This is a genomic window from Exiguobacterium sp. E17S (assembly GCF_057772545.1).
In genome coordinates this window covers 846,104-858,501 of the sequence record NZ_JBYLRU010000001.1, presented here as the reverse complement: position 1 = coordinate 858,501, position 12,398 = coordinate 846,104, and the positions used below count along the sequence as shown (strand labels likewise).

The 12,398-nt window shown below is 45.5% G+C and carries 12 protein-coding genes; 7 read left to right on the top strand and 5 right to left on the bottom strand.

The window, feature by feature from the left end:
* The first annotated feature begins 42 nt into the window (after positions 1-42).
* Entirely contained in the window at positions 43-609 is a 567-nt protein-coding gene (locus tag AC3B4V_RS04525; protein WP_214859858.1) for a deoxycytidylate deaminase, read from the top strand.
* A 268-nt stretch (positions 610-877) separates the two neighbouring features.
* Here AC3B4V_RS04525 and AC3B4V_RS04520 read toward each other — a convergent pair whose 3' ends face one another.
* Positions 878-1,363: a hypothetical protein gene (locus AC3B4V_RS04520; RefSeq protein ID WP_064299688.1), complete on the bottom strand. Its 486-nt coding sequence runs from the start codon at positions 1,361-1,363 to the stop codon at positions 878-880.
* 140 nt (positions 1,364-1,503) lie between these two features.
* Between AC3B4V_RS04520 and AC3B4V_RS04515 the strand changes: the two genes are divergently transcribed.
* Genes AC3B4V_RS04515 through AC3B4V_RS04505 form a run of 3 tightly spaced genes read left to right on the top strand, consistent with a single transcriptional unit; the run spans position 1,504 to position 4,059 of the window.
* The gene (locus AC3B4V_RS04515) at positions 1,504-2,694 is read left to right on the top strand and encodes an HD domain-containing protein (protein ID WP_064299689.1); all 1,191 of its coding nucleotides are present in this window, start codon (positions 1,504-1,506) and stop codon (positions 2,692-2,694) included.
* A gap of 11 nt (positions 2,695-2,705) precedes the next feature.
* A complete protein-coding gene (locus AC3B4V_RS04510) occupies positions 2,706-3,665 on the top strand; it encodes a CobW family GTP-binding protein (protein WP_023468590.1) in 960 nt (319 codons plus the stop codon).
* Positions 3,658-4,059, top strand: a complete 402-nt coding sequence (locus AC3B4V_RS04505) for a reverse transcriptase-like protein (protein ID WP_214857883.1) — start codon at positions 3,658-3,660, stop codon at positions 4,057-4,059. The genes AC3B4V_RS04510 and AC3B4V_RS04505 overlap by 8 nt, the downstream gene beginning before the upstream one ends.
* 22 nt (positions 4,060-4,081) lie before the next feature.
* On the opposite strand, the gene AC3B4V_RS04500 is transcribed toward AC3B4V_RS04505, so the two are convergent.
* A complete protein-coding gene (locus tag AC3B4V_RS04500) occupies positions 4,082-5,386 on the bottom strand; it encodes a hemolysin family protein (RefSeq protein ID WP_488377903.1) in 1,305 nt (434 codons plus the stop codon).
* Positions 5,387-5,503: 117 nt separating this feature from the next.
* Here AC3B4V_RS04500 and fumC point away from each other — a divergent pair, with 117 nt between their 5' ends.
* Positions 5,504-6,898, top strand: coding sequence for a class II fumarate hydratase (fumC, locus tag AC3B4V_RS04495; RefSeq protein WP_488377902.1), 1,395 nt, complete (start codon positions 5,504-5,506; stop codon positions 6,896-6,898).
* An 80-nt stretch (positions 6,899-6,978) separates the two neighbouring features.
* Positions 6,979-8,496 carry a GGDEF domain-containing protein gene (locus AC3B4V_RS04490; RefSeq protein ID WP_214859860.1) on the top strand — a complete coding sequence of 506 codons (1,518 nt, stop codon included), beginning with the start codon at positions 6,979-6,981 and terminating at the stop codon, positions 8,494-8,496.
* Positions 8,497-8,547: 51 nt separating this feature from the next.
* On the opposite strand, the gene AC3B4V_RS04485 is transcribed toward AC3B4V_RS04490, so the two are convergent.
* The 3 genes from AC3B4V_RS04485 to AC3B4V_RS04475 are packed head-to-tail and all read right to left on the bottom strand — an operon-like array spanning position 8,548 to position 10,481.
* Entirely contained in the window at positions 8,548-9,024 is a 477-nt protein-coding gene (locus tag AC3B4V_RS04485) for a dihydrofolate reductase (protein WP_064299692.1), read from the bottom strand.
* Positions 9,021-9,815: a thymidylate synthase gene (locus AC3B4V_RS04480; RefSeq protein WP_055968468.1), complete on the bottom strand. Its 795-nt coding sequence runs from the start codon at positions 9,813-9,815 to the stop codon at positions 9,021-9,023. Before AC3B4V_RS04480 ends, AC3B4V_RS04485 begins: the two co-directional genes overlap by 4 nt.
* Before the next feature lie 48 nt (positions 9,816-9,863).
* Positions 9,864-10,481, bottom strand: coding sequence for a hypothetical protein (locus tag AC3B4V_RS04475; RefSeq protein WP_488377901.1), 618 nt, complete (start codon positions 10,479-10,481; stop codon positions 9,864-9,866).
* Between the two features lie 224 nt (positions 10,482-10,705).
* Here AC3B4V_RS04475 and AC3B4V_RS04470 point away from each other — a divergent pair, with 224 nt between their 5' ends.
* On the top strand, positions 10,706-12,376 hold the full coding sequence (locus tag AC3B4V_RS04470; RefSeq protein ID WP_488377900.1) for a glycoside hydrolase family 13 protein: 1,671 nt from the start codon (positions 10,706-10,708) through the stop codon (positions 12,374-12,376).
* The last annotated feature ends 22 nt before the right edge of the window (positions 12,377-12,398 follow it).

Sequence of the window (12,398 nt, the reverse complement as noted above, 5' to 3'; positions counted from 1 at the left end):
ACGACATTTCGTGTTCCTTTCCTTCATGAAAGGAGAGTTTGAATGAATAATGAAGAGAAGCAGTTGAAATGGGATACGACATGGTTATTATTCGCACGGATGATGGCAGACCGTCATTCAAAATGTGCCTCAAAATCCGTTGCCTGTGTCATCGTCAAGGATGAAAAGCCGATTTCAATTGGAATAAACGGAACACCTAGTCAGCATGTGAATTGCAACGAAATTTACTTAAAGCAAAATGGTATTCTCTATACATCACGACCTGACCACCCGATTGTTGAAGAATTGGTTGAACGAAACGGGATTCTCTTTTATCGGTGCGAAAATCAGGAAGAACACCATGAATGGTCAAAGCAACACGAGATTCATGCTGAAATCAACGCGCTCGGTAAGCTAGCAGCCGATTCGACGAGCGCTCGTCATGCAACAGCTTATGTAACACATAGTCCGTGTCATGCGTGTAGTTTAGCGCTCATCGCTTCTAAAATCGATCGTGTCGTTTATTCGACAGGTTATGAATATGGGGACGGATTGAATCTCATGCGACAAAGTGGAATCGAAGTCATCCACTTGCCACTCGCAAACGAATATTTTCTTGAAAAAATTTAACGAAAAAGGGTTGTAAACGCTTCCATTGCATTGTATGATGAAATCAAGCATTGCCATGGTAATTATTCACTCTTCCATTCGGACTGATTTTCAATCGAAAATCGGTCCACTTTTTTTAGAAAAGAATTGACAGACCTTGAATAGTTTGGCATGATGACTATAGAATATGACGAAGCGGAACGCCGCATTTTCATACAAAACCAATCAAGGAGCTGGAATGCCAGGTCGTTGAATGAAAAATCCTGACTCACATGAGTCAGGATTTTTTTTATGGATGAACAAGTGTCGCTTCCTTGAGGCGTTTAGCACGGATTGCACATTTTGTGGCGACCGCACCTGAAAGGATCGTCATGAATCGCTGACAGAGGATGTCTGGTTGCGATTGATGTAAGAATAGTTGATGTAATAGTCGGTTGAAGGCGGCGTCTAGCGAAGATAAGTGCCGTTTGATTGCAGTGGGAGACATATCTTGAATTTCCTCTGCTTGATAGCCGGCATCACTTTGGAAAGCAGAGAGGATGAGAAGCTCTGTTTGCGCATCAGCCAACGTTAGCCCTTGTTCTTGGACATAATGACAAGCCTCACGCAATTCATGAATCAACAAATGTTCCAAAGCATACGACGTATGCATTTGATATGGATCGTACAACTGGACAGCTTGCCGAATTTGATCGCGGGTCACGATTTCGGATACCGTCCATTGATCGAGTGTGCCAACAGCTTCACTGTATAGTTGAGTAAGTGGTCGAATCATCGTTTCTCCTCCTTAAGCATAAAATGGACTTCCAGTTTCATCATAGTTCATTTAGAAAACGCTTACAATATCTGTTTACTAGTAGTCGTGATGAAATCGTGTCTGCTATGATATGAGTGAAGAAAAAGGAGTGAGATGACGTGATTCAATTATTCAAAGCACTTCCGGAAGTGACGATGCCTTCTTATGGAAATGATACTTTTTCCATCCATCAATCGAATCAACCGATTGGACTTTCGATAGAGACGCTTGTTTCGGGTGAACGAATCGAAGAAGTGTTACTCGTTGCCTCGGGTGAAATCCGCACAGGTCAAACCGGACGAGAGTGGCTGCAGTTCACGTTCAATTCGCCCGCTGGATCTTGTAAGGGGAAACAGTGGATCAATCAAGGAACGGCAGAAGAAGCACTTCGTCCATATCTCGAAACACGGATCGTTCGGGTCGAGGCAAAGGTAGAGGAATATCCGCCGCAATCCGGAAACAAGTCATTGACCGTTCAGCGCGTCACTCCGATTCATGACGCCTCACCGACGCAGTTCCTACCACAATTACCAGCAGATGAATCGCTTGAAACGTATCGTGATCAGTTGCTTGGACTAGTCGGTCAACTTGATTCTCCTTACCAAGAAATCGCGCTCTCGATTCTGCGACAGTACTGGGCGGATTTTTCAACACGACCGGCTGCGCTGTTTCATCACCATGCCTATATCGGTGGGTTGCTGAAACATACTGCTTGTATGATGACGATTGGTCGAGGAATTTGTGATAGTGAACAACCATACTTGACGCTACTCAAATGTATTCAAGAAGCAGAAGCCGATCATAAAAATGAACTCTTCCAAGCAGCTGAACGAGAGATACGTCAATTTTCTTGGGATGACAGTTTTGATGCCCTCTATCAAGCGGCAAAAGGGATTGCTCTGTTAGATCAACGACCGAATCCGAATGAGTTGTTGCTCGGTATTTTATTGCACGACATCGGAAAGCTATGGGAGTATACGCATGCGGGTGCATCGACAGATCGTTTTTCAAGACTGTTGCACGTAACAGAAGAAGAGGAAGAACTGGCGGGTATTGCGCTTGATCCGGACGGTGTATTGATGGGTCATATGCCGTATGGTTGTTTTGTTCTCGAACAAACACTTCGAGAAGAAGATATCCGATTACCTCGTGCTGTTTATCACCGTCTCATGCATATGGTATTATCACACCATGGTAAACGCGAGTGGGGATCAAGTGTTACGCCGCAAACGACAGATGCTTGGTATCTTCATGCGATTGATCTACTCGATGCACGAAAAGAAAAATGGCGTCAGCAACAAGGACGCTAAGGAGTGAAATCATGCAAGACAAAATACGTACGACCGTCATTACTGGTTTTTTAGGTGCCGGTAAAACTACGCTACTCAATCATCTCGTTTCTCAACCGACAGAAAAGTTTGCCTTGCTCGTCAATGAAGTAGGTTCTGTTCATATTGATGAAGCATTGATTGAACGAAGTGACGAAGAGATGATCGAATTGACGAATGGTTGCATTTGTTGTTCGATTCGCGGTGATTTACGGGATGCGTTGCTACGGATCGCAAAACGCCGTCGAGATGGGGAGTTATCGTTTGATCGATTATTGATTGAGACGACAGGCGTTGCTGATCCAGGACCGATTCTACAGACATTCTACTTTGAGCCGGCTGTTGAACAGTCCTATCAGATTTCAAGTGTCGTTACGGTCATCGATGCGTATCACTTGGAACGTCAACTGACGTTCCAAGAAAATGTGAAACAAATCGGCTTTGCTGACGTCCTGATTTTGAATAAAATGGATTTGATTGACGAGTCAAAGCGCGAAACGTTGTCCGCTTTACTTCGCGAACGAAATCCTTCTGCAGCTATCATTGAAACGGAACAGGCTCAACTTGAATCGGACCGACTGTTTGAAACGTTCCATTTTCCAAAAGAAGAGCAAGTACGACTCAGTCAACAAACGGATCAGATTCATCAATCGGTTGAGGATTTCACGGCATTGACGATTGTCGAGGAACGACCCTTGAACCGAAATCGATTTGGAATGGTCCTACGTGAGGTGTTAGAAGCGTATGCGGAAGATCTCTATCGCTATAAAGGAATCATTCATTTTGCAGATACGGATCGAAAGGTTATTTTACAAGGTACTGGCATGATTTATGGCACAGCAATCAGAGAACCATTTAGCGAACAACCAAAGACGACGCTCGTCTTCATTGGGAAAGGGCTGGATGAACAAGCGATACGAAAAGGAATCGAGGCGGCAATTGAACATGGTTGAACTTTATTTTGACGGTACGGTCCGTCCTTCAAATGATGAAGCGGCGGTTGGGCTGTTTAGTAAAAATTCCGAGGGCGAAGTCACGGAAAAAATGTATCAAATTCAAGCGATCAATAATCATGAAGCAGAATTTATTGCTTTTGCGACAGCCGTCGAGTGGGCGCACGAACTGATTGCACAAGGCGAGAGCGTCATTTCGTTTCGGACGGATTCAGAAGCCGTTGCACTCGCAGTCGAACGCGAATTCGTCAAGAACAAACGAACGCAGACGATTTTTGATCCTGCCTTTGCGCGTTATCAACTCTTACCACTCGCTTTCGTGAAGTGGATTCCACGGTCGGAGAACAAAGCAGATCGTGTCGCACGAGAGGCGTTACGATTATACGAAGCATGATTGACGACAAACACCCCTATCCTCACGGTAGGGGTGTTTGTTCATGTTCGATTCGCTCAATCAGAATTTGGTCGACGCGTCGTCCGTCTAAATCAACGACTTCAAACCGGTACGGTCCAATTTCGACAGTACTCCCACGAGAGGGGACATCACCTAACGTATATAGAATCAAACCAGCAACCGTATGATAGGCGTTCAACTGTTCACCGGGTAAGTCTTCTGTATAACCGAGCGTCCGCTTTAAATCATCGATGTGCAATAGACCATCCGCTAGGAAGGAGCCATCCTTTCGCATGACGAGTTCCGGTTCTTCCTCAACGCTTGAAATTTCGCCAACGAATGCTTCGAGGATGTCGAATAAGGTGATCATGCCGAGGAAACCACCGTATTCATCGAGAACAAATGCGATTGATACCGTCTCTTTGCGCATCCGTTCAAGCAAGACGGTTGCTTTTAATTGACGGGGAACGATCAGCGGTGATTGAATCAGCCGTTCAAGTTCTTGAACAGGTCGTTCCGTTGATAGCACCTCTTTCGCATCGATGAAACCGACGAAGTGATCCAAGTCACCATGACCAACCGGTAAGTTTCGATGTCGCGCTTGCCGGAGCTCTTGTAAGATCGTATCGGAGTCATCCGCTAAGTCAATCCATTCGGTAACGGTACGCGGCTCCATCAGTTCGTACGCGTACAAATCATGAAAATCAAACACACGAGAGACTTGCTCCGCTTCAGACCGATTAAAGGTTCCTTCTTGCGTACCACGAATCAGTAATTGCCGAACTTCGTCTTCCGTCTCATCTTCTGTTTGCAGGCGATCCAGACCAATCAAACGGAAGATGGAACTCGTCGACTTACTTAGAACCCAAATGAATGGTCGAAGAATGATTGAGAAAAAGCGCATCGGTGGGGCAAGCCACATCGTGACCCGTTCTGGACTGACAAGGGCGACACGCTTAGGAACGAGTTCACCGATGACGAGTGAAATATAGGTGATGATCGTTACGACGAGAATATAGCCGATCGTACTGGCATAAGGAGCGAGCCATGCGAATTGAGCAAGCCACTTGATGACCGGTCCTGAGAGAGCGGCGCCTCCAAAAGCACCGTTGACGATGCCGATTAACGTGATGCCAACTTGAACAGTCGATAACAGATCGGTTGGTCGATCGAGTAACTCTAACGCAACATGGGCTGACTTTTTGCCATCATTCGCTGCTTTCTCTAATTTCGACCGTTTTGAGGAAAGCAAAGCGAGTTCAGTCATCGCAAAAATACCGTTTGCTAGAATCAAAAGCAGTACAATCGTTAAGTTAATCAACCACATGAAATCTTCACTCCTTTTTCGATAATAAACTATTCCCCAAAACTGTCTCTCTCATTCCCATTCTGTCTACTTTTGCGTTAAACTAAAAGAGAAATAATCAAAAGGGGGAATTTGTTTATGGAATACCGTGTAGAACGTGACACGATGGGGGAAATTCGTGTACCAGAAGCGCAGGAATGGGGCGCACAAACACAACGTAGTCTAGAAAACTTTAAGATCGGAACGGAAAAAATGCCGATTGAAGTCATTCGTGCCTTTGCAGTCCTGAAAAAAGGAGCGGCGCTTGCGAACCGCGACTTAGGCGTGCTTGAGGCAGAAAAAGCGGGTGTCATCGCTGAAGTATGTGACGAGATCATCGCGGGGAAATTCGATGATGAGTTTCCGCTTGTCGTTTGGCAAACGGGTTCAGGTACACAGTCAAATATGAACGTCAACGAAGTGGTCGCTCGGGTCGCGACACGCAAGTTGAAAGAACAAGGCAGTGAGACGACGATTCATCCGAATGATGACGTCAACAAATCACAAAGTTCAAATGATACATATCCAACAGCGATGCATTTAGCGGCGAAGACAGTCTTGTTGGAATCACTATTCCCAGCAATCGATGCTTTGCATGCGACACTTGACGAAAAAGCTAACGCGTTTGCGGATATCGTCAAGATCGGACGGACACACTTGCAAGATGCTACACCCATCACACTCGGTCAAGAAATCAGCGGTTGGGTCCGGATGCTTGCACTTTCGAAGCAAATGATCGAACGGACGCTTGATCCGTTAACGGAATTAGCAATCGGCGGTACGGCTGTTGGAACGGGCATCAACGCACATCCGGACTTCGGTGATTTGGCTGCGCAAAAGATGAGTGAAGAAACGGGATATGAATTCACGAGTGCGGAAAACAAATTCCACGCCCTAACAAGCCACGATCAACTCGTCTTTACGCATGGTGCGGTCAAAGCGTTAGCGATGGACGCGATGAAGATCGCAAACGACGTTCGCTGGCTCGCATCAGGTCCACGAGCAGGGATCGGCGAAATCACGATTCCAGAAAATGAGCCGGGAAGCTCAATCATGCCTGGGAAAGTCAATCCGACTCAAAGTGAAGCGTTGACGATGGTCGCTGCACAAGTCCTTGGAAACGATGCGACGATTGGTTTTGCTGCAAGTCAAGGAAACTTCGAACTAAACGTCTTCAAGCCGGTCATCATGTATAACTTCATACAATCCGTTCGCTTACTGACAGACGCCTTGCATTCGTTCAATGACCACTGTGCGATCGGAATCGAACCAGAACAATCCGTCATCGCTGAGAACGTCGAACGTTCGTTGATGCTTGTCACTGCACTCAACCCGCACATTGGATATGAGAATGCGGCGAAAATTGCAAAGGCAGCGCATCAATCCGGGTCAACCTTAAAAGAAGCAGCACTTGCGACTGGTCTACTAACAGAAGAACAATATGATCAATGGATCGTACCAGCAGATATGGTCCGTCCGAACTTAAAAGCGTGAGATGAAAAAGCGGGGGAATTCCCTCGCTTTCTCTTTATCCGAGGACGGTTCTTCGGATGTATGGAAAGAGAGGGGATTGGATGGAACGGAGTCGAAAACGGATAGAAAAACAACTGCAACAGACGATCATCATGGTGGAGACGTTACTTCGGATGCCGACCGTGCCACGGACAGAATTACTCGCATTAGCAAGCTGGCTTGAAGGGCTCGGGAGAGAGGAACTGTTTAAAGGACTTGCCGATCAAGTGAGTCGGGAAAAAGCGACGTGGGAACAAATGAATGCGGTCATCACTCAGCCGATCGTTAAAGAATTACTGCGGCCAATCGTCGATCAGTTGTCTGAACGCTCACGCGCCAATCGGATTCGAAAAGAATTGGTCGTCACTGTGACAAGACGTTTTCTTGAGAATATCAAATGGAAGAAATCGCTCGAACAGGAGCGCTATATGTCACGATTCTTCAGTTCGGTGGAAGACACGTTGTCGATATCACATGATATTGCTATGGATGCTGTCATCATCGACCATGCATCTATCGCGGAATCCTTAGAATTGACTCAAAAACTGATCAAACAAATGGAGTCAGCATTCGTTCCCGTCATCATCGTAGGTCCGAACCGGTCTGACATTCGTCAAGTCAGCTATGAGATGGGAGCTGATGACTACTGGGATGAGACAGTGACGAATGAAGAACGACATGTTCGTCTAGCGAGACTATTACGAAAATTAAGGGTCGTATCTTCGACGATCTTAGTCGATGAACTGACGGGAGCTTATAACCGGAAATACCTCCAAAGTGCCTATGATCGTCGCGTAGCACGTCTCGAACGTGAACAGCGGACATTTGGGTTAGCGATTTTTGATATCGATCATTTTAAGCGGATCAATGATTTACATGGACATCCAACGGGGGATTTGGTCCTCTCCGAACTAGCTACCGTCGTTCAACAAGCCGCTCGTCTCGATGATGAATTCATTCGTTTCGGTGGTGAGGAATTCATCTTATTGTTTTCTGCAGAAACAGTACCGCAAGCAGTTGCGAGTATGAATAAAATTCGCGAGCGTGTCGAGCGCCATATTTTTGCGAATGGATTAAAAGTAACAGTTTCGATTGGTCTGTCTTTTGCTTTTGATCTCCACACATCCCTGGCGCAAGCAACAGCAGAGGCAGATGAAGCACTGTATCAAGCGAAACGTAACGGCCGTAATCAAGTGGTGTCCTATTCAACAGCGATATCGATCGAAAAAATACCGGTCTATATCCGTGTCGAGCAAGGATTCCTTAAACAGGTACATACGCTTGATATGCCGGATCATCCGAAATACCATATTGAGGTGATTTCGCTAGACGATCAACGGACGTCGCCAATACAATTGGCGATTCTTTCACTCGATCAGTTAGCAAGCGAGAACTTTGTACGATTAGAGGAGTGGAGACAACAACGGGAATCGATCATTGATGCTTTGATCGTGACAAATCAAGAAGACGATCGTTTAGCCAATGCGCTATCATGCGGTGCGACAGACTATATCATGACCTCACAGTTCGATTCTGATATGGAGGAATGGATTGCTGAATGGATCATGCAAATTCCTTAAAAAAAACAGCCACATTTGTCCGTCATACGGAGCAATGTGGCTGTTTTTTAGTTACTGATCATATCGACGAATGATAAACGGATAATCGTTTCCCTCGACCGCATCATAATGTGTTTCGGAAGTAATCTGAAATGAAGATGGGATTTCGGGATAATGTACATCTCCAGAAAGAACCGTATCAATTTCAGTGACATACAGGCGGCGAGCAAGAGGAAGCGTTTGAGCAAACAACTCTCCACCACCAATCAAAAAGACTTCTTCTTCTGAATCGACGTATGGTTGTAAAGCAGATAGATCATGCCATACCGTTACACCTTCGGCTGCAAACGTCTGATCGCGCGTAATGACGATGTTCTCTCGACCGGGCAACGGTCGTCCGATGGATTCGAACGTCTTTCGTCCCATGATGATCGGTTTGCCAATCGTCGTACGCTTGAAGTGAGCCAAATCAGCTGGAAGATGCCAAGGCATCGCATTGTCACGACCAATGACATGATTTTTCGTATACGCTACGATATGTGTGATCATACGGCTACCACACCTTTAATGTGCGGATCAGGATCATAGCCTTCAATAATGATGTCTTCGAAGCGGAAGTCTTCGATACGATCGACTGTTCGAGCGAAGCGCAGCGTCGGTAATTTTTTCGGAGTACGCGTCAACTGAAGATTGACTTGTTCAATATGATTTGAATAGATATGAGCGTCACCGAGCGTATGAACGAAGTCTCCGACTTCAAGTCCACACACATGAGCAATCATATGTGTCAGTAACGCATAAGATGCAATATTGAATGGTACGCCTAAGAAAACATCAGCTGAACGTTGATACAATTGGCATGATAGTTTTCCGTCAGCGACATAAAATTGGAACAAGAGATGACAGGGCGGTAAAGCCATCTCATCGACTTGTCCAGGATTCCAAGCACTGACGATCAAACGACGAGAATCCGGATTCGTTTTGATCTGTTCAATGACTTGTGCCAGCTGATCGACCGTCGTGCCATCTGGACGTGGAAAAGAGCGCCATTGTGCCCCGTAAACAGGACCTAGATCTCCGTTCTCATCGGCCCATTCGTTCCAAATCCGCACACCATTTTCCTGTAGATAACGAATATTCGTATCACCCGAGATGAACCAAATCAACTCATGGATGATCGACTTCATATGTAACTTTTTCGTCGTAATGAGAGGAAAACCATCTTGAAGGGAGAAGCGCATTTGGTGACCAAACACGCTGAGTGTTCCCGTTCCCGTCCGGTCTTCCTTTTTTGTTCCGTGTTCCAAAATGTGTTCGCAAAGTGCATGATATTGTTCCATCGGATGACAGCTCCTTTTCAAAAAATCCAAATTTCATTGTACCATAAATTAAGATTTTGAGGATGAAGGTAAATGTCTTGCGAATAGATAACGGAATAAACCAAAGAGAGGAATCACGTCTTGCCACTCTAATGTCTGTGCATTCCGAAGACGAATGCGCCGGAGCAAATAGACTTGCAGAATGTAGAATAATAACAAATCGACAGTCATCGTTCGAACGAATTGATTGGTCTCAAAGTAGATGCGGAATATACTCCAGTCAGATCGAGCAAGAGCAATCCAAAGCAATAATGTCGTCACGACGCTAAGTAAGGCGACGACGGTCGGAATCCACCCGCGACGACGAAAAGGAAGAAACGTTTTCCTTGGAATAGCGAGGGCGACATAAGGCATCAACACGAAGGCGCCTAAGAAGAACGATCCAATACTTGCGACGAGCGGTCCGGGTCGCATGAATCGTTTCTCATCTAGAAATAGTAAAAAGAATGCGAACGGATAAATACCGAGTAAGGCAAATAAACTTAACGCGGATGTATCAAATTGACTTTGGTCGAAACGTAAAAACGAAATCAAGAAACCTTCTGGAAAGACACGATTATTTCCAAATAATAAGATGAAGACAATAGCAATCGCCCAGACAAGGAAGAGCAAATATCGACGATACATTTGTCCACACTCCTTTCTCATACCTTTCTTTCCCATCATCTTGGATGTAGTAAACACCTGTATTTCATATTTCATGATATCAAATATGTTAAGGTTCTTGCTTGAGCCCCTCTCATGGACATGTTAAGATGACGTTGTGAGAATTGAAAGCGCTTTTACAAATTGGTGCAATCGTTTGCTCAATATGTAGCACGGTACGTACATAAAAGAGGAGAGTGTTGAGGATGGAACGTAAATGGTGGCATGATAGTGTCGTTTATCAAATTTACCCACGTAGTTATAATGATTCGAATGGGGATGGAATCGGTGATTTGAACGGAATCATCGAGAAGTTGGATTATTTGAAGACGCTTGGTATCGACGTCATCTGGCTGAGTCCTGTCTATGATTCACCAAACGACGATAATGGCTATGACATCCGTGATTATGAAGCCATCATGAAGGAATTTGGAACGATGGAAGATTTTGATCGTCTTCTAGATGAGGCACATGCACGAGATATCAAAATCGTCATGGATCTCGTCATCAATCATTCGTCAGATGAACATCAGTGGTTCGCGGAATCGCGTCAAAGCAAGGACAATCCATATCGGGATTATTATATGTGGCGCCCAGCAAATCCAGACGGTTCGCTACCAAACAACTGGGGATCGATTTTCTCTGGACCTGCCTGGGAATATGATGAAACAACGAATGAGTATTACTTACACTTATTCTCGAAGAAGCAACCTGACTTGAACTGGGAAAATGAGCAGATGCGTCACGATGTGTACGGGATGATTCGTCGTTGGTTGGATCGAGGGATTGATGGTTTCCGAATGGACGTCATCAACTTGATTTCGAAGACACCCGGCTTACCAGATGCGACGGTCCATCCAGGAGCACTGTATGGAGATGGTGGAGAACATTATATCAATGGACCACGTGTCCATGAGTTTCTACACGAGATGAACGAAGCTTCCTTCGGTAAATACGATGTCCTGACAGTCGGTGAGATGCCAGGAGCGACGACGGATGATGCCATTCTTTACACGGATCCGGCACGTAAAGAGGTCAACATGGTCTTTACGTTCGAACATATGGATCTCGATTCAGGTCCGAATGGGAAATGGGACGTCATTCCGTTCGATTTACTCAAACTCAAGCAAAACTTCACCAAATGGCAGACGGCCTTACATGAGACGGGTTGGAACTCGCTCTATTGGAATAACCACGATCAACCACGCGTCGTTAGTCGATTCGGAAATGACACGACGTACCGCGTCGAGTCAGCTAAAATGCTTGCTACATTATTGCATTTGTTAAAAGGGACACCATATATCTATCAAGGCGAGGAAATCGGGATGACGAACGTCGCTTTTGAAGACATCGCGGACTATGAAGATATCGAAATTCGGAACATGTGGAAAGAACGTACGGAACAAGGGGCATCACCGGCTGAACTACTACGTTCCATCCATGTCAAAGGACGTGACAATGCGCGGACACCGATGCAGTGGAATGCGTCGGAGAACGCTGGTTTCTCAACGGGAACACCATGGTTGAAGGTCAATCCGAACTATCCAGAAATCAACGTCGAACAGGCGCTTGCAGATGAGCAATCCATCTTTTATTACTATCAACAGTTGATTCGTCTACGACATGACCATGAGCTCGTCGTCTATGGTCGCTATGAACTCTTACTCGAAGATCATCCAAAAGTATACGCCTACTCACGAACGCTTGAAGGGGAGACCTGGTATGTCTACTGTTCGTTTGCGGATCATGATGTGAATATTCCGTCTACGCATGATACGTCAGACCGGGTCATAGGAAACTATGATGGGTCCGTTGTTACCGATGAACTCACGCTTCGACCTTATGAAGCCGTCGTCTTCCGTACGTTTGACGCATAAATTGTTTCGATAAAAAATGGCA

Excerpts from the sequence above, each read along its gene's own strand:
- AC3B4V_RS04525 (WP_214859858.1), top strand. The coding sequence starts at position 43 with ATGAATAATGAAGAGAAGCAGTTGAAATGGGATACGACATGGTTATTA.
- AC3B4V_RS04520 (WP_064299688.1), bottom strand. The coding sequence starts at position 1,363 with ATGATTCGACCACTTACTCAACTATACAGTGAAGCTGTTGGCACACTC.
- AC3B4V_RS04510 (WP_023468590.1), top strand. The coding sequence starts at position 2,706 with ATGCAAGACAAAATACGTACGACCGTCATTACTGGTTTTTTAGGTGCC.
- AC3B4V_RS04505 (WP_214857883.1), top strand. The coding sequence starts at position 3,658 with ATGGTTGAACTTTATTTTGACGGTACGGTCCGTCCTTCAAATGATGAA.
- AC3B4V_RS04500 (WP_488377903.1), bottom strand. The coding sequence starts at position 5,386 with ATGTGGTTGATTAACTTAACGATTGTACTGCTTTTGATTCTAGCAAAC.
- fumC (WP_488377902.1), top strand. The coding sequence starts at position 5,504 with ATGGAATACCGTGTAGAACGTGACACGATGGGGGAAATTCGTGTACCA.
- AC3B4V_RS04490 (WP_214859860.1), top strand. The coding sequence starts at position 6,979 with ATGGAACGGAGTCGAAAACGGATAGAAAAACAACTGCAACAGACGATC.
- AC3B4V_RS04485 (WP_064299692.1), bottom strand. The coding sequence starts at position 9,024 with ATGATCACACATATCGTAGCGTATACGAAAAATCATGTCATTGGTCGT.
- AC3B4V_RS04480 (WP_055968468.1), bottom strand. The coding sequence starts at position 9,815 with ATGGAACAATATCATGCACTTTGCGAACACATTTTGGAACACGGAACA.
- AC3B4V_RS04475 (WP_488377901.1), bottom strand. The coding sequence starts at position 10,481 with ATGTATCGTCGATATTTGCTCTTCCTTGTCTGGGCGATTGCTATTGTC.
- AC3B4V_RS04470 (WP_488377900.1), top strand. The coding sequence starts at position 10,706 with ATGGAACGTAAATGGTGGCATGATAGTGTCGTTTATCAAATTTACCCA.